This is a genomic window from Clostridium sp. UBA7791, assembly GCF_002480755.1.
GTDB lineage: Bacteria > Bacillota > Clostridia > Clostridiales > Clostridiaceae > Clostridium_J > Clostridium_J sulfidigenes.
Genome location: NZ_DLCT01000005.1, coordinates 961506 through 978554 on the forward strand (window position 1 = coordinate 961506; position 17049 = coordinate 978554).

At 32.5% G+C, this 17049-nt stretch carries 17 protein-coding genes; all 17 read left to right on the forward strand.

Going from position 1 to position 17049, the window contains the following annotated elements:
* Positions 1 to 46 precede the first annotated feature (46 nt).
* The 17 genes from nifJ (at position 47) to B3Z56_RS10040 (ending at position 17047) form a co-directional block, all read left to right on the forward strand.
* On the forward strand, positions 47 to 3559 hold the full coding sequence (nifJ, locus tag B3Z56_RS09960; protein WP_346847847.1) for a pyruvate:ferredoxin (flavodoxin) oxidoreductase: 3513 nt from the start codon (positions 47 to 49) through the stop codon (positions 3557 to 3559).
* A gap of 173 nt (positions 3560 to 3732) precedes the next feature.
* Complete coding sequence (locus tag B3Z56_RS09965; protein WP_346847848.1) at positions 3733 to 4125, forward strand: DUF1292 domain-containing protein; 393 nt, start codon at positions 3733 to 3735, stop codon at positions 4123 to 4125.
* 140 nt (positions 4126 to 4265) lie between these two features.
* Positions 4266 to 4904, forward strand: a complete 639-nt coding sequence (locus tag B3Z56_RS09970) for an HAD-IB family hydrolase (protein ID WP_346848211.1) — start codon at positions 4266 to 4268, stop codon at positions 4902 to 4904.
* 2 nt (positions 4905 to 4906) lie between these two features.
* A complete protein-coding gene (locus B3Z56_RS09975; RefSeq protein ID WP_346847849.1) occupies positions 4907 to 5728 on the forward strand; it encodes an aminotransferase class IV in 822 nt (273 codons plus the stop codon).
* Positions 5729 to 5821: 93 nt separating this feature from the next.
* On the forward strand, positions 5822 to 7585 hold the full coding sequence (locus B3Z56_RS09980) for a FapA family protein (RefSeq protein ID WP_346878710.1): 1764 nt from the start codon (positions 5822 to 5824) through the stop codon (positions 7583 to 7585).
* An 11-nt stretch (positions 7586 to 7596) separates the two neighbouring features.
* Positions 7597 to 8055: a chemotaxis protein CheW gene (locus B3Z56_RS09985; protein ID WP_346867717.1), complete on the forward strand. Its 459-nt coding sequence runs from the start codon at positions 7597 to 7599 to the stop codon at positions 8053 to 8055.
* 3 nt (positions 8056 to 8058) lie between these two features.
* Entirely contained in the window at positions 8059 to 8547 is a 489-nt protein-coding gene (locus B3Z56_RS09990; RefSeq protein ID WP_346877347.1) for a chemotaxis protein CheD, read from the forward strand.
* A 25-nt stretch (positions 8548 to 8572) separates the two neighbouring features.
* A complete protein-coding gene (locus B3Z56_RS09995) occupies positions 8573 to 9700 on the forward strand; it encodes a chemotaxis response regulator protein-glutamate methylesterase (protein WP_346878711.1) in 1128 nt (375 codons plus the stop codon).
* On the forward strand, positions 9700 to 10464 hold the full coding sequence (locus B3Z56_RS10000; protein ID WP_346878712.1) for a protein-glutamate O-methyltransferase CheR: 765 nt from the start codon (positions 9700 to 9702) through the stop codon (positions 10462 to 10464). Before B3Z56_RS09995 ends, B3Z56_RS10000 begins: the two co-directional genes overlap by 1 nt.
* 11 nt (positions 10465 to 10475) lie before the next feature.
* Positions 10476 to 12632: a chemotaxis protein CheA gene (locus tag B3Z56_RS10005; protein ID WP_346878713.1), complete on the forward strand. Its 2157-nt coding sequence runs from the start codon at positions 10476 to 10478 to the stop codon at positions 12630 to 12632.
* Between the two features lie 10 nt (positions 12633 to 12642).
* Complete coding sequence (locus B3Z56_RS10010) at positions 12643 to 13236, forward strand: chemotaxis protein CheC (protein ID WP_346847856.1); 594 nt, start codon at positions 12643 to 12645, stop codon at positions 13234 to 13236.
* 17 nt (positions 13237 to 13253) lie between these two features.
* Positions 13254 to 13613: a response regulator gene (locus tag B3Z56_RS10015; protein ID WP_346847857.1), complete on the forward strand. Its 360-nt coding sequence runs from the start codon at positions 13254 to 13256 to the stop codon at positions 13611 to 13613.
* Positions 13614 to 13629: 16 nt separating this feature from the next.
* Entirely contained in the window at positions 13630 to 14028 is a 399-nt protein-coding gene (locus B3Z56_RS10020; protein WP_346847858.1) for a chemotaxis protein CheW, read from the forward strand.
* Between the two features lie 26 nt (positions 14029 to 14054).
* The gene (gene fliM, locus B3Z56_RS10025) at positions 14055 to 15050 is read left to right on the forward strand and encodes a flagellar motor switch protein FliM (RefSeq protein ID WP_346877349.1); all 996 of its coding nucleotides are present in this window, start codon (positions 14055 to 14057) and stop codon (positions 15048 to 15050) included.
* Entirely contained in the window at positions 15043 to 16227 is a 1185-nt protein-coding gene (gene fliY, locus B3Z56_RS10030; RefSeq protein WP_346847860.1) for a flagellar motor switch phosphatase FliY, read from the forward strand. The genes fliM and fliY overlap by 8 nt, the downstream gene beginning before the upstream one ends.
* A 121-nt stretch (positions 16228 to 16348) precedes the next feature.
* Positions 16349 to 16636 (forward strand): flagellar biosynthesis anti-sigma factor FlgM, encoded by a 288-nt coding sequence (flgM, locus tag B3Z56_RS10035; RefSeq protein ID WP_346847861.1) that lies wholly within the window; start codon positions 16349 to 16351, stop codon positions 16634 to 16636.
* Complete coding sequence (locus B3Z56_RS10040) at positions 16637 to 17047, forward strand: flagellar protein FlgN (RefSeq protein WP_346877350.1); 411 nt, start codon at positions 16637 to 16639, stop codon at positions 17045 to 17047.
* The last annotated feature ends 2 nt before the right edge of the window (positions 17048 to 17049 follow it).

The window sequence follows — 17049 nt, forward strand, 5'->3', positions numbered from 1 at the left end:
TGAGTTTGCTAATAAAATATTTATAGAAGAAAGAGGGTTGCTTACAATGAGAAAAATGAAAACTATGGACGGTAACACCGCCGCAGCTCACGTAGCCTATGCATATACTGATGTAGCAGCTATATACCCAATTACTCCTTCATCACCAATGGCTGAACACTGTGATGAGTGGGCAGCACAAGGTAGAGAAAATGTATTCGGACAAAAGCTAAAGATAATGGAAATGCAATCAGAGGCAGGCGCAGCTGGAGCAGTTCACGGTTCACTACAAGCAGGTGCATTAACAACTACTTTCACAGCATCTCAAGGATTATTACTTATGGTTCCAAACATGTACAAGATTGCTGGAGAATTACTTCCAGGTGTTTTACATGTAAGTGCTAGAGCATTAGCAGCACAAGCTTTATCCATATTTGGAGATCATCAAGACGTTATGGCTACAAGACAAACAGGTTTTGCTTTACTTGCTACTAATAGCGTTCAAGAAGTTATGGACCTTGCTCCAGTAGCTCACTTAGCATCTATTGAAGGTAGAGTTCCATTCTTACATTTCTTCGATGGATTTAGAACATCACATGAAATACAAAAAATTCAAACTTGGGACTATGAAACTCTAGGAAAATTCTTAAATAGGGATGCAGTAGATGCATATAGAGCAAGTGCTTTAAACCCAGAGAATCCTGTAACTAGAGGAACAGCTCAAAACCCTGATATATACTTCCAAGCTAGAGAAGCTTCAAACCCATTCTACAATGCAATTCCAGGAGTTGTAGAAAAATATATGGAAATGATCAATAAAGAAATTGGTACTGATTACCACCTATTCAATTACTATGGAGCACCAGATGCAGAGAGAGTAATTGTTGCAATGGGTTCAGTATGTGATGTTGCTGAGGAAACAGTTGATTACTTAACAGCTCAGGGAGAAAAAGTTGGACTAGTTAAAGTTCACTTATATAGACCATTCTCATTAGAACACTTCTTTAAACATATGCCAGCAACAGTTAAAAAGATTGCTGTATTAGATAGAACAAAAGAGCCAGGATCTGCTGGAGAGCCACTATATCAAGATGTTAGAAATGCATTCTATGATAGAGCTGAAAGACCAGTTATTATTGGTGGAAGATATGGATTAGGTTCAAAAGATACTACTCCATCTCAAATAGTTACTGTATTCGATCACTTAAAAGAAAAAGAACTTAAAAATGGATTCACTATAGGAATAGTTGATGATGTTACAAATACATCACTAGACATTACAAGAACTATAGCTACTACACCAGCAGGAACTGTTGAGTGTAAATTCTGGGGATTAGGATCTGACGGAACAGTTGGAGCTAATAAGAGTGCTATAAAAATTATAGGAGACCATACAGACATGTATGCTCAAGCATACTTTGCTTATGACTCTAAAAAATCTGGTGGAGTAACAATGTCTCACTTAAGATTTGGTAAAGAAGAGATTAAATCTCCATACCTAATCAATCAAGCTAACTACATTGGATGTCATAACCAATCTTATGTTAATAGCTATGATGTATTAGCTGGAATTAAAGATGGTGGTACATTCCTATTAAACTGTATTTGGGATGAAAAAGATTTAGAAGAACATTTACCAGCATCAATGAAGAGATATATTGCTGAGCATAACATAAACTTCTACACAATAAATGCTGTAAAAGTTGCTCAAGAAATTGGTCTTGGCGGAAGAATTAACATGATTTGTCAAGCTGCTTTCTTCAAATTAGCTGAAATTATTCCAGTAGATGAAGCTATTAAATACCTTAAAGATGCAGTTCAAACATCTTATGGTAAAAAAGGTGAAAAAATTGTTAAAATGAACAACGATGCTATAGATGCTGGAGTTAATGCTATAGTTAAAGTTAACGTTCCAGAAGCTTGGAAAAATGCAGAAGATAAAAATGAATGTAAGAAGGATACTCCTGACTTCATTAAAAACATCGTTGAAGTTATGAATAGACAAGAAGGAGACAAACTTCCTGTAAGTGCTTTTGAAGGAAGAGAAGATGGTACTTTTGACCATGGAACAGCTGCTTATGAAAAGAGAGAAATAGCTGTTAACGTACCAGAATGGATTCCAGAAAATTGTATCCAATGTAACCAATGTTCTTATGTATGTCCTCATGCTACAATAAGACCATCTATTGGAACAGAAGAAGATTTTGCTAATGCACCAGCAGCTATTAAGCTTGCAGATGCAAAAGGCGGACAACTTAAAGGCTTAAAATTCACAATGTCTGTAGCTGTTCAAGATTGTACAGGCTGTGGAAACTGTGCACAAGTTTGTCCAGCTAAACAAAAAGCTTTAGTTATGAAACCTCTTGATACTCAAAAGGATCAAATAGAGTCTTGGAATTTCACAGTTAAAATGAAAAAACCTGAAAATCCATTAGGTGTTGCTTCAGTTAAAGGTAGCCAATTTGAGACTCCACTTCTAGAGTTCTCAGGTGCTTGTGCAGGTTGTGGAGAAACTCCATATGCTAAGCTTATAACTCAATTATTTGGAGACAGAATGATGATAGCTAATGCTACAGGATGTTCTTCAATTTGGGGAGGAAGTGCTCCTTCAACTCCATACACTAAGAATCAAGAAGGTAAAGGACCAGCTTGGGCTAACTCATTATTTGAAGATAACGCTGAGTTCGGTTTAGGTATGTTCTTAGGTGCTAATCACCAAAGAGAAAAACTTACTGACTTAGTTAAAAAAGCAGTATCAACAAGTTGTAATGAAGAGTTAAAAGCTGCTTTAAATGAATGGTTAGAGAATAAAGATAATGCAGAAGCTTCAAAAGCTGCTACTAAGAAAGTACTTCCATTAATCGAAGCAAACAAAACTTGCTGCGAAACAATGGAAGAGTTATATAAATTCAAAGACTTCTTCGTTAAGAGATCTCAATGGATCTTTGGTGGAGACGGTTGGGCATACGACATTGGATATGGCGGTGTTGACCACGTTCTAGCATCAGGAGAAGATGTAAATGTATTTGTATTTGATACAGAAGTTTACTCTAACACTGGTGGACAATCTTCTAAAGCTACTCCAACTGCAGCAATTGCTAAATTTGCAGCTTCAGGTAAGAGAACTAAGAAGAAAGATCTTGGAATGATGGCAATGAGCTATGGCTATGTATATGTTGCTCAAATAGCTATGGGAGCTGACCAAGCTCAAACTCTTAAAGCTATAAGAGAAGCAGAGGCATATCCAGGTCCATCTTTAATAATTGCTTATGCTCCATGTATCAACCATGGAATTAAGACAGGAATGGGTAATACTCAATTAGAATCTAAAAAAGCTGTTGCTTGCGGATATTGGGGATTATATAGATTCAACCCAACTCTTAAAGAAGAAGGTAAGAATCCATTTAGCTTAGATTCTAAAGAGCCAACTGAATCTTTCAGAGACTTCTTATTAAACGAAGTAAGATATGCATCACTTCAAAAAATGTTCCCAGAAGTAGCTGAGGAATTATTTGTTAAGACTGAACAAGATGCAAAAGAAAGATTAGAATCTTATAAAAAACTTGCAGCTCAACAATAGTTTTAAATAATTTAAGGGTTGTCTCCGTTTTGGGGCAGCCCTTTTCTTTATGCAAAATTAGGATAATTGTTGGATGAAAATAAAAACTTTGTATTAAAATATTATAAAACACTTCTAAAATATGAAGATTAAGGGTACAATGAAGAGGAGTATTATTTAAGGAGGCTATTAATATGGGAAATAACTGTTGTGGAAATAATGAAGATAAAAAAGAAACAGGATGCTGCGGAGGACATGAGCAAGAAAGTCATGAATGCTGCTGTGGAGGACACGACCATGAACATGAGCATGAAGAGTGTGGTTGTGGCTGCGGAGAGCACGAAGCAATGTTCGTTGAGTTAGAAGATGAAGAAGGAAATGTAACTCAATGTGAAATAGTTGATGGATTTTTATTTGAAGAAAATGAATATGCCTTAGTACAAAATCCAGATGATGGTTCAATATACTTATTTAAAGTAGTTGGTGATGATGAAGTAGGAGAACTTGTTGTACCAGAAGATTCAGAGTATGATGCAGCAAAAGCATATTACGAAGAATTACTTGCAAATGAAAATAGTGAAAACTAATTAAACTTTTAAGAGCCGCTATTTATATAGCGGCTTTTATGCTTAGCTACTCCATATTCTCCTATGGAAATAATATATTAAGAAGGATATGGAATGGATGATCAATGGTTAAGAATAACATGAAAGTAGGTCAATTTCACATGGAAAAACTAGCTATATTTGATATTGATTATACATTAACTAAAAAGGAGACTTCTATAGAATTATATAAATATATGCTTAAGAAGGATAGGAAGTTACTTAGGTACTTACCATCACATATAATAACTGGTATTTTTTATGGTTTAAAGGTTTATAATGCTGGAAGAACTAAGGAGAATTTTTTAAGATTTTTAGCAGGAACCAGTGAGGAAGACTTAAAGAAGCTAGTGAAAAGATTTTATAAGGAAAAGATAGAGAGTATATTGTATGAAGATGCAATTAAAGCAATTAAGGACTTTAAGGAAAAGGGCTATAAGATATATTTAATTTCTGCCTCTCCTGAGTTTTATGTTAATGAATTTTATAGTATAAAAGAAGTAGATAAGGTTATTGGAACTAAGTTTCATATTGATGAAGGAAAATTTAATCCTAAAATTTTAGGGGAAAATTGCAAAGGTGAAGCAAAGGTAAAAAGATTAATGGAGGAATTAATAAAAGACAATATAGAAGTGGATTTTAAAAATTCCTATATGTTTTCTGATTCTCTTTCGGATTTACCTCTTTTGAAGTTAGTTGGCAAGGGATATTTAATAAATTATAAGAAGAATCATGAATTAGAGATTTTAAGGTGGCGATAATTATGGAGAATTGTATAAATGATTACTTTATAAAAAATGATGAAGCTTATGAAAGGGAGGAATTTCAAGATATATATGTGGTAGAAGGTAAGTGCATATATGAAGTTATTAGGGTTATAGATGGAGCTCCTCTATTTTTAGATGAACATTTAGCTAGGCTTGAAAATTCTTTAAAGTTAGAAAAAAAAGAAGAACTTATATCTATGGATAAGATTAAGGAGTACATAGGAAAGTTAATAACTCTAAACAGAGTTGAAAATGGTAATTTAAAGCTTGTAATAAATAAGGATAATCTATTTATATTTTTTATAAAGCATTCTTATCCAACTAAGGATATGTATAGTAATGGAGTAAAGACTATTCTTTATTTTGGAGAAAGACATAATCCTAATGCAAAGGTTATAGATAATTCCTTTAGGGGAAAAGTTAATGAAAAAATAGATGCTAGTGGCAGTTATGAAGCTATTTTAGTAAATAGTAAAGGGTACATTACAGAGGGAAGCAAGTCCAATATATTTATGATCAAGGGTGATGAAATAATTACAGCCCCAGTAGAAGGGGTACTTCCAGGAATAACTAGAAGCGAGATAATAAAAGCTTGTGAAGAATTGGGCTTAAAGGTAAGAGAAGAAAATATTCATTATGAACATATAAAAAATTTAGATGGATTATTTATATCTGGAACTTCTCCTAAGGTGCTACCTATAAATGAAGTTGAAGGTATTATAAAATATGATAAAATTTATCAAAGAATTTATGATATAAAAGATAAGTTTGAAGAATTAATTACAAGAAACTTGAAGAATTATAAAACAAGTAAATAGTAAAGTATGTCAAAAACAATACGATAATATATTATAGTATTGTTTTTGTATTTTAGAAGGAAATGATCTGTATTATGTATTAGGGGTGATAATGTGGAAAATAAGACATTAAGGGGAACTGCAAAAGTACTTGATGGCAAACTGATTATTACTGATGAAGAAAATATTTCTGAGGGTCCTTGGATTGTAAAGGGCAAGGATGTTGGTTTATTTGTAGATGAACAAGAAGTAAAAGGAAGAGCTAGAGTTAGCTCTGAAAGTAAGATAGATATAATTTTTAATGAATCTAAGGCAATAAGAGAATTGAATATAAATATTAGTGAAGACAAAATGACAGCTAGTATATCAATAAACTATAGTCCAGAAGTAATTTATACTTTAGAAGATACACCAGAAGCACCTATTATTACATTAAATGCAAAGGTAAAAGGAGAGAAATTTCCACCTAAATATACAAGAGATGAATTATTAAAAGAACTTAAAGATAAGAACATAGTTTATGGGATTGACAATAAGATGTTAGATGACATAAAAAATATGGACAAGATAGAAAATGTTGTAGTTGCTAGAGGAAAGGAACCTATTGAACCTATAGATGATGTATTAGAAGTATATTTTGATACTAGTACCCATAAAGGATTTAAAAGTGACCAAAGTGGTAATGTAGATTTTAAATCTATAGGTAGTATAACAAGTGTGAAGAAAGATGATATCCTTGCAAAGCGTACTGTAGGAAAAGAAGGTACCATAGGTATTAACCTATTTTCACAACCTATCCAACCAAAGAAAAGAAAAGTTAAGGACATGATGGTAAAATCAGGATGCAAATTTAAGGATAAGGATACTATAGTGTCTACAATGGAGGGAAAACCTCAAGTAAAGGGATGTATTTTTCAGGTTAATAATGTTCATGAGGTTCTTAGTGATGTAGATATAACTACAGGGGATATTAATTTTATAGGCGATGTAATTATTAATGCTGATGTTAAAGAAGGTATGAAGGTTAAATCAGGAAATACCATAATTATAAAGGGAAATGCAGTAAGATGTAGTCTTTGGTCAGAGGGAGATATGCAAATTATTGGTAGTGCAATTTCATCTACCATAAAGATTAGAAGTGAGTTCTCTGAGTTTAAAGGATATTTAGAAGAGTTATCTGCCATAGTGGATAGTTTTCATAGCTTGTATAAGGCTGTAATAGCTGTTAAAGAAGGTGGAGATATAAAGGGGAATATAAGAGATTGTGATATTATAGCCCTTGTTATAAAGAGTAAATTTCCTTTGATAACAAAGATAATTAATAAAGTATTAAATACAATGGTTGAAATTAATGATAATAACAATGAATTATTTAGAGTGTTAAAGATTAAATATGCTAATAAGAACTACATGTTAATAAGTGGTGTAGAAGAACTAATTAAGGTTAAAACTTTGGCAGAAGAGAAAATAAAGGCCATAGAAGCTATGAAAGATATTAATTCAGATGCTACAATAGGGTACATTCAAGATTGTACAGTATTTTGCTCTGGGGGCTTGACAATAAATGGAAAAGGTATTTATAAATCCAATGTTTACGCAGAAAAGGGTATATATTTTACAGGAGAAGGTCAATGCGAGCTTCGAGGTGGAAAAGTTAAGGCGGAAAGTGAAATTAAGGCTAAGGTAGTAGGTTCACCTTCGGGGGTTATGACGGAGGTCGTAGTAGGTAAGGAAGGACATATTTATTGTGATGTTGCTTACTTAAATACTAAGTTTATAGTTGGAAATATGGAAACTATAATGGATGAAACATGCAAAAATGTTCATGTATATATAGATAAAAATCGAGATTTAATTGTTGATAAGTTTAAAATTTAGGAGGGGTAAAAGTGGCAGAGGAATTTAAATTACTTGTGTTTAGATTAGGAGACCAGTGCTTTGCAGCAGATATTAGAGAGGTAGAACGTATTCTAAACTATGAAGAGCCAACAAAAATTCCAGATTCACAAGATTTTTTACAGGGAGTTATAAATTATCAAGATGGAATATTACCAGTTATTAGTTTAGCTAAAAAATTTGGAATATATAATCTGGAAGATAAAGAAAAGGATGGTTCAATAATCGTTGCTAGAAACGAAGATGGTGCCATGGGAGTTATAGTAGAAGCTGTTAATGAAGTTATATCTAGGAAAGTTGAGGATTTAGAACCCACACCAGATATATCTTCTAATATATCGAAGCGATATGTGAAGGGTATAATAAAAGACAAGAACAAAAATACTATTATTTTACTTTTAAATTTAAATGAACTTCTTTCAAAGGATGAAAAGGAGAAAATAGAAAGGTAAGCTATGGAATACAAGGAGATAAAAGTAGGCATTGCAGATTATAAAATAGCCAAATGTCCAGATAGACTTATGACAATTGGGCTAGGTTCTTGTATTGGTATTGCCATAATAGATAAAAAAAGTGGAATTGGAGGCCTTGCCCATATTATGCTTCCAGACAGTGAAAAGTTTAATAAGATAGCAAATGAAATAAAGTTTGCTAATCTTGCAATACCTATTCTGATTAAAGAAATGGTAGAAAATGGTGCAAAAGAAAAGGATCTAAGAGCTAAGATTGCTGGTGGAGCGTCTATGTTTAACTTTGCAGACAGTAAGGTTAATATGGATATAGGTGCTAGAAATAGCCTAGCAGTTAAGGGGATATTAAAGGCTAGAAAGATACCTATAGATAGTGAAGAAATTGGAGGAACTAAAGGAAGAACAATAACCTTTGATACAGTAACAGGGGAGCTATATGTAAAAACTGTAGGAGAAGGTATTAAAATTATATAGAAATTAATGATTGGAGTGATTACATATGGTACAAAAGGTTTCAGTTATGGTTGTAGATGACTCCGCTTTAATGCGAAAGATGATATCAGACATGATAAATATGGAAGATGACATGGAAGTGATAGCAATTGCAAGAAATGGAGAAGATCTTTTAGAAAAGTTAAAAAAGCAGGTTCCAGATGTTATCACTTTAGATATTGAAATGCCAAAGATGAATGGAATAGAAGCTTTGAAGAAAATAATGGAGTTAAAGATACCTACTAAAGTTATTATGATTAGTAGTTTAACACAAGATGGTGCCGAGGAAACTATGGAATGTTTAGAAAATGGAGCTATAGATTTTGTACCAAAACCATCAGGTTCAATTTCTTTAAACATTAATGTAGTTAGAGAAATTTTAGTTTCAAAAATAAGAGGCATCAGATTTGTTAGAAAGACTTCTTCCATTAGTAACACAAAAGATGTTGACATTAAAGAAGATAAAAAAAGAGAAATACATAGAGTTTCTACAGTATTGAAAATAAGAGAAAGAGACTCAATGCCTAAAGCTATAAGAAGTAAAGAGATAGGTAATAAAAAAATCTCAGCAATTGTAATGGGGGCATCTACAGGTGGTCCTAAGGCATTATTTAATGTCATTACAAATCTTCCAGAAAAATTAGGAGTTCCTGTATTAGTGGTTCAGCATATGCCAGAAGGCTTTACAAAAGCATTTGCTGAAAGACTTGATAAATTTTCTAAGGTTAAGGTGGTGGAAGCCAGGGAAGGTATGTCCATAGAAAAGGATGTTGTATATATAGCACCTGGTGGTAAACATATGGAGATAAGTAGAAACAAAACTATAACCTTAAATTTAGAACCTCCAATGTGGGGAGTGAGGCCAGCTGTAGACAAGCTATTTATATCAGGAGCTAAGGTATATGGAGAGAATTTATTAGGGATTATCCTCACTGGCATGGGAAGAGATGGGGCTGATGGAATTATAGAAGTTAAAAAAGCAGGTGGAGCCACTATATCAGAAGATGAGTCTACTTGTATAATATATGGAATGCCTAAAGCAGCTTATGAAACTAATATGATAGACGAAGTTATTCCACTTTATGATATTAGTAAAAGAATAGCTAATATAGTACTGGGGGATGTGAAGAATTAATGGATTTTACAAAGTTTGAAAGTTTTATATTAAGAGAGTTTAATTTAGATTTGTCTGGCTATAAATCAGCTCAGTTACATAGAAGAATACTTACTATTATGTCTAGAGCTGGAGCTAAAGATTTAGATGAATATATGATATTAATAAAAAAAGATAAGGTCATAAGGGAAAAGTTTTTGGATTATGTTACGATAAATGTAACAGAGTTCTATAGAAACCCACAAATATTTCAGGAACTTGAAAATTTTATAAAAAGTGAATTATCCTATAACAGACCACTAAAAATATGGAGTGCAGCTTGCTCTATTGGTGCAGAACCTTATTCTATATCTATGATGCTAAAGGAGATGACTCCTAGTGTTAGGCATAAGATATTAGCTACGGATATAGATACTAACATCTTAATAAGAGCAAAAGCAGGAGAGTATGTAAGTGGAGATATTAAAAACATACCTAAAGTTAAGCTTCATAAGTATTTTAAACATGAGGGGGAAAAATTTATAATTAACCAGGAAGTAAAAGATCTAGTAACCTTTAAAAAACATGATCTTATATTAGATAGCTATGAAGGTGGCTTTGACATAATTGTATGTAGAAATGTGGTTATATATTTTACTAATGAAGTAAAAGAAAAAATTTATGAAAGGTTTTCTAAAGCATTAAATCCAGGAGGTTTATTATTTATAGGTGCTACAGAAAGTATATATGGATATAAAAATTTTGGTTTTGAGAAACTTTCAACATTTATCTATAAGAAAATTTAAGGAGGGGTAACATGGACACTTCTCAATATCTATCTATGTTTTTAGAAGAGTCAAGTGATAATCTACAACTATTAAATGAGTCATTACTTATATTAGAAAATGATTCGGAAGATATGGAAATATTAAATCAGATTTTCAGAGTTGCACATACCATTAAAGGAATGGCTGCTACTATGGGTTATACTAAAATGGCAGAACTTACCCATAAGATGGAGGATGTACTTTCTAAGTTTAGAGAGGGACAACTTAAAGTAACCCATGAAGTGGTAACAGTATTGTTTAATTGTTTAGATATTTTAGAATCCATGGTAGGTGATATTACTGATGGAGGTGATGGAGACTTAGAGATTAATAACATTGTAACTCAGCTAGTAAAGATAGCAGAGGGAAATGAAAACATCCAAAAGGAAGAAAATTCATCAGAGGTAACTCAGAATAAAGATAAAGAAGTGGTACAAGATATAATTGGCAGTGAGGAGATTGTAGACTTAGGTCTTGATGAATATGATATTGATACCTTAAAGGAAGCTTTAAAGAATAATTTCAATACCTTCCATGTTCATGTTGGACTTGATGAAAAAACTATTTTAAAATCTGCTAGAGCATTTATTTTATTTCAGACTTTAGAGGAGAATGGAGAAATCCTAAAATCAAATCCAAAGCTTGAAGATTTAGAAAGTGAAAATTTTGATTTTGATATTGATTTAGTATTTGTAACAGAAACATCTCAGGACATAATAAGAAATTCTATTAATGGAATATCTGAAATAAGGCAAGTAGATGTAAGAGATATAAGTGGCTTGGTTATAAATGGTAAAAGTATTAACGATGCTAAAGGAGCTAATGAAGTTGCTGCCACAGCTTTAGCTACTAGTACTAAGGCTACAAATACTGCTGAAATTGCTAAAGACAAAGAAAGTTCTAACAAAGTAGTAGAGCTGAAGGATTCAAAAAATAATCTTAAGGCAAAAACTGTAGAAACAGCACCTAGTACCAAAGAGGAAAATAAAAAACAACCAGTAAAACATAAAAATAAAGGTGTTGGACAATCTGTTAGAGTGGATTTAGAAAGATTAGATAACTTTATGAATATGGTATCTGAGCTAGTAATTCATAGAACTAGATTAGAGCAAATAAGTGCTAATCATAAGATTGTGGAATTAAATGAAACCTTAGAAGAAGTAGCAAGAACTACTACTGATCTTCAAGATTTAGTTATGAAGATTAGAATGTTACCTTTAGATGTAGTATTTAATAGATTCCCAAGAATGATAAGAGATTTATCAATGGAACTAAATAAAGAGATTGATTTTGAAATTCAAGGACAGGATACAGAGCTTGATAGAACTGTAATTGAAGAGATAGGTGAACCTTTAATACATTTACTTAGAAATGCTGCAGACCATGGAGTTGAGTCAGCAGAAAAAAGAATTAGTCAAGGTAAGCCAGCAGCAGGAAAGATAAAATTAATTGCCTATTCTGAAGGTACCAAGGCTGTTATAAAGGTAGAAGATGATGGTAGTGGTATCAATGTAGAAAAGGTTAAGGCTAAGGCAGAGAAAGTTGGTATTAATACTGAAGGAATGAGTGATAATGATATAAAAAATCTTATTTTCTCTCAAGGGTTTAGTACTAATGAAGTAGTTACTGATATATCAGGAAGAGGAGTTGGAATGGATGTTGTAAAAACAAAAATTTCAAGCCTTGGAGGAACCGTAGATGTATTCAGTGAAGAAGGAAAAGGAACCTCCTTTATAATAAAGTTGCCTTTAACTCTACAAATAATTCAATCCTTACTTGTTAAGATTGGAACAGAGACTATGGCTATATCCTTAGGATTTATAGATAGAGTTATGGAATATAATCCAGAGGAAATTAAAAGAACAAATAATAAAGAAATTGTGGTATATAATGATAAGGTGTTTAAATTAGTAAGAATTAATGATAAATTAGATATAGAAAGTAAGGATTATGGAAAAAAATACGTAATACTTGCAAAGGTTGGCGAAAAAGAAGTTGCCTTACTAGTTGATTCATTATTAGGACAAAAGGAAATAGTTATTAAAACATTTGGAAATATACTAAAATCGACAAAAGAATATATTGGAGCTACCATATTAGGTGATGGATTAGTAACCTTAATTTTAGATGTAGCAGCACTTATTTAGGAGGAGAGCTATGGAGTTTACCGAGTTACAAATAGATGCATTGAGAGAGATAGGCAATATAGGTCTTGGAAATGCAGCTACAGCCATGGCGCAAATCTTGGGGAAAGAGATTCAAATATCAGTTCCCCGGGTAAATGTTATTTCCTTAGAGGATATTTTTGAAAGGGTAGATGAAGAAACTGTAGTTTATGCGGTAATTGCAAGAGTTCTTGGTGAAGCCCCAGGAAATATATTATTTATGTTTGATACAGCTACAATGATGAAGATTGCAGAAATGTTAGTTGGAAAGCAAGAGGGAGAAGAGTTAAATGAACTAGGTTATTCAGCCCTTGGAGAAATAGGTAACATAATATTTGCAACCTATATGAATGCCATAAGTCAAATGACTAATTTAAGGCTATTCCCGTCGGTACCGGCAGTAGCAAAGGACATGCTTACAGCAGTGCTTTCCACAACTTTCATTGAATCTGGTCAATTTAATGACTATGTATTAGATATAGAAACAGGATTTTCTCAGGAGAATGAAGACTTAAAAGGTGATTTTTATTTTATCCCAGCGCCAGGGTCTTTGGAAAGAATATTAGAATCATTAGGATTAAATTAACGGAGGTTATGTAGAAAATGGCAAGAGTATTAATAGTAGACGATGCGACTTTTATGAGAATGATGGTTAAGGATATTTTAGAGAAGAATGGATATGAAGTTATTGGAGAAGCTAATAACGGAATTAAGGCAGTGGAGATCTATAAAGCAGAAAAACCAGATATAGTGACCATGGATATTACAATGCCTGAGATGGATGGAATAGAAGCAGTTAAACAAATAAAAGCATTTGACCCAAGTGCAAAGATAGTTATGTGTAGTGCAATGGGACAACAAAGCATGGTTATGGATGCTATAAAGGCTGGAGCAAAGGATTTTATAGTTAAACCATTCCAAGCAGACAGGGTACTTGAAGCTATAAAAAAAGTATTAGGATAATATGGGAGGGATTTTAGTGCAAGTTGTGGTTTTTACAATAGGTGACGAAGAATTCGCAGTAGAGACAAGCAAAGTTCAAGGAATAAACGGACTAATGAAAATCACAAAGGTTCCCAAAGCGGAAAAATATATTAAAGGACTTATAAATCTAAGGGGAAGTATACTTTCCGTATTAGATATTAATCTTCTTTTAGGTATGAATGTAAGTGATGAAAACAATAATAACATTATAGTAATAGATTTAGATGGTGAGCAGGTTGGAATAACTGTAGACCATGTAGAAGAAGTCATGAATGTGGAAGAAGATATGATTAAAAGAGTTCATGAAGATAAAAATAAGCCTTTTATAAAAGGACTTATAAATCTTGAAAATAGAATATTAACTATGATTGATATTGATAAACTACTACAATAGACCCACTGGGTAGAAAGAGGTAGAATATGGCAGAAACCTTATCGCAAAGTGAAATAGATGCACTTTTATCTGCCTTGTCTTCTGGTGACTTAGAACCAAGTGACATTGAAAAAGATGAAGAAAACGTTAAAATTAAAAATTATGATTTTAAAAGACCACAAAAGTTTTCTAAGGATGTTATTAGAGCAGTAGAAGTTATCCACGATAATTATGCAAGGATAGTATCTAACTACTTAACAGCTCAGCTTAGAAGTAATGTTAAGGTGAAGATAGAAAGTGTAGAACAAATAACCTATGAAGAATTTATACATTCTATTCCAAGCACCACTGTGCTTAATTTGTTTAGAATGCCTCCCCTTGATGGTCAAATAATATTAGAGACTAACGAGGAATTTGTCCTTAGAATATTTGATGTTCTAGCTGGAGGAAGTGGAGACAAAAAGCCTAAATTTAAGGAACTCACAGATATAGAAAAAAACATTATTAAGCATGTTAATCAGGAGATGATTTCTAAGTTAAAGTTAGCTTGGGAAGATGTAATGGAAGTAGAACCAATTCTAGATAGTATAGAAACTAATCCAGCATTGAATCAAATTCTAGCTCCTAATGAGCCTGTAGCATTAGTAACTTTTAGTGTAGATATGTTTGATACAAGTTTACTTATAAATATATGTATTCCGTATTTAAGCATAGAAAAAGTTTTAGACAACTTGGTTATAAAAAATTGGTTCAGCACCATAGATAATGAACAAGGTGAAGAGGTAAAAGCAAATATAAACAAAACTATAAAAAATGTAGATGTAGCAATGAAGGCTGTCCTTGGAGAAACGAAGATTTCCGTAAATGACTTCTTGAATTTATTTACAGGAGACATTGTTACCCTAGATAGAAGTTATGATAGTACAGTTGATATTTATGTTGAAGATGAACTTCTATTTAAAGCTAAACCAGGATTAAAGGGTAAGAATAAGGCAGTTCAAATAATTGAATATATTGACAAGGGAGTTGAGAATGATGGATAATTCGTTTCTTTCACAAGAGGAAATAGATGCACTTCTAAATGGAGATGGTGGTTCTTCGGAAACTGAACCAGTTAATGAACCAGCTGAGGAATTATCAGATTTAGAAAAGGATTTATTAGGTGAAGTAGGAAATATATCTATGGGCACAGCAGCCACAGCGCTTTCAGCTGTAGTTGGTAAACCTGTAAATATTACAACTCCAACTATAACTCTTAGTACATTAGATAAGCTGAAAAAAAGCTTTAAAACACCTAATATAGTATTAGATGTTCAATTTGTCAGTGGAATAGTTGGGGGAAATCTATTTATAATAAATATTGAAGATTCAGCTGTTATAGCAAACTTAATGATGGGTGGAGATGGTGTTGTAGAGCCGCCAAATGAACTTTCTGAATTAGAAATAAGTGCTGTTCAGGAGGCTATGAACCAAATGATAGGTTCAGCAGCAACTTCCATGGCAACTATGTTCAGTAGAGAGGTAAATATATCACCTCCTATATCTTCTGTTTGTGATGAAAATTCAGAGGAAATATCTACAGATATATCTGCAGACGAAGAAATAGTGAATGTTTCTTTTAGAATGACTATAGGTGATCTAGTAGATAGTAATATTGTTCAAATATTACCAATTGCTACAGCAAAGAAAATTGTAAGTATTATGATGGGAACTGAGGAAGGTGCACCAGTATCAGAATCTACAAAGGCATCAACTGAAGTGAAAGTTGTAGCTGAGCCTAAAGAAATTTCTATGAATAATGAAGTTGTAGCTAATGAAATAGCTTCAAAAGACACTAATAGAAATGAAAATAATTACAGTGTTCAAGGTCAAGGAATTGTAGAAAATCATGAAGAACCTGTTAACGTGAAGCAAGCATCCTTTGGACAACTAGAAGAAATTAGAGGTGCAGAAATGCCTAAAAATATAGACTTAATATTAGATGTTCCATTAGAATTATCAGTAGAGCTTGGTAGAACAAAGAAGAATATAAGAGATATTCTAGCTCTTACTAGAGGTTCTTTAATTGAATTAAACAAACTAGCAGAGGAACCAGTAGACATTTTTATCAACGGTAAAAGAATTGCCCATGGTGAAGTAGTTGTAGTAGATGAAAACTTTGGCGTTAAAATTACTGAAATTGCTAGTGGAGAGGATAGAGTAAAAAGTCTTTCTAAGTAAAGACTTTTTTTCTATTAATGAGGCAATAACAAGTTTGTAAAAAATTTACTAAAAAACCCTATAAACTTTAATTAAATAGGTTCGAGTATAAAGGTAGAGAGAAGTAGTTGGGAGTGAAAACATGAAAATTAATAATGGAAATATTCACGCTCTATATGTAAATAGCTATAAGACTAAAGAAAATGCTAAAGCAGAAAATTCTAAATCAAACAAGGATATGGTTAAGGATACTTGTCAGCTTTCAACTTTAGGAAAGAGCTTGAATAAATTAGCATTAGAAGAAGAAAGTGTTGGTATCAGTGATAAAGAAGTAGAAAAGATAAAAAGTAGAGTTTCTAAAGGAACCTATACTGTGGATTCACAGGTTTTGGCTAAGGCTATGATGGCATATGGGAAAGGTGGACAATAGATGAAAAACCAGCTTAAAGGAATATTAGAAGAAGAGCTAAAGGCAATAAAGGCTCTTATAGATATTTTAGAAGCTCAACATGAACTATTGGTTCTTCAAGATGTGTTTAAATTAGAAGCTATAACTAAAGATATTGATGATTGTAGTAGAAACTTAGCAAGAGCTGAAGGTTTAAGAAGAAGCTTAACAGGTAAAGAATCTATTAAAAAAATAGTAGAAGAAGTAGATGAAAAGGAAATTACTCATATATATGATGAGATGGTTAAAGCTATTAACGCTTTAGTAATTCAAAAGGAAACTAATGAACTACTAATAAAACAAAGTCTTAGCTATACAAATTCTATGTTAGCTATGATAAGTCCTAAAAAAGAGCCGGTAGTTTATAATGGATATGGAAAAATAAAGAGATAAGG

Excerpts from the sequence above, each read along its gene's own strand:
- nifJ (WP_346847847.1), top strand. The coding sequence starts at position 47 with ATGAGAAAAATGAAAACTATGGACGGTAACACCGCCGCAGCTCACGTA.
- B3Z56_RS09965 (WP_346847848.1), top strand. The coding sequence starts at position 3,733 with ATGGGAAATAACTGTTGTGGAAATAATGAAGATAAAAAAGAAACAGGA.
- B3Z56_RS09970 (WP_346848211.1), top strand. The coding sequence starts at position 4,266 with ATGGAAAAACTAGCTATATTTGATATTGATTATACATTAACTAAAAAG.
- B3Z56_RS09975 (WP_346847849.1), top strand. The coding sequence starts at position 4,907 with ATGGAGAATTGTATAAATGATTACTTTATAAAAAATGATGAAGCTTAT.
- B3Z56_RS09990 (WP_346877347.1), top strand. The coding sequence starts at position 8,059 with ATGGAATACAAGGAGATAAAAGTAGGCATTGCAGATTATAAAATAGCC.
- B3Z56_RS09995 (WP_346878711.1), top strand. The coding sequence starts at position 8,573 with ATGGTACAAAAGGTTTCAGTTATGGTTGTAGATGACTCCGCTTTAATG.
- B3Z56_RS10000 (WP_346878712.1), top strand. The coding sequence starts at position 9,700 with ATGGATTTTACAAAGTTTGAAAGTTTTATATTAAGAGAGTTTAATTTA.
- B3Z56_RS10005 (WP_346878713.1), top strand. The coding sequence starts at position 10,476 with ATGGACACTTCTCAATATCTATCTATGTTTTTAGAAGAGTCAAGTGAT.
- B3Z56_RS10010 (WP_346847856.1), top strand. The coding sequence starts at position 12,643 with ATGGAGTTTACCGAGTTACAAATAGATGCATTGAGAGAGATAGGCAAT.
- B3Z56_RS10015 (WP_346847857.1), top strand. The coding sequence starts at position 13,254 with ATGGCAAGAGTATTAATAGTAGACGATGCGACTTTTATGAGAATGATG.
- fliM (WP_346877349.1), top strand. The coding sequence starts at position 14,055 with ATGGCAGAAACCTTATCGCAAAGTGAAATAGATGCACTTTTATCTGCC.
- fliY (WP_346847860.1), top strand. The coding sequence starts at position 15,043 with ATGGATAATTCGTTTCTTTCACAAGAGGAAATAGATGCACTTCTAAAT.
- flgM (WP_346847861.1), top strand. The coding sequence starts at position 16,349 with ATGAAAATTAATAATGGAAATATTCACGCTCTATATGTAAATAGCTAT.
- B3Z56_RS10040 (WP_346877350.1), top strand. The coding sequence starts at position 16,637 with ATGAAAAACCAGCTTAAAGGAATATTAGAAGAAGAGCTAAAGGCAATA.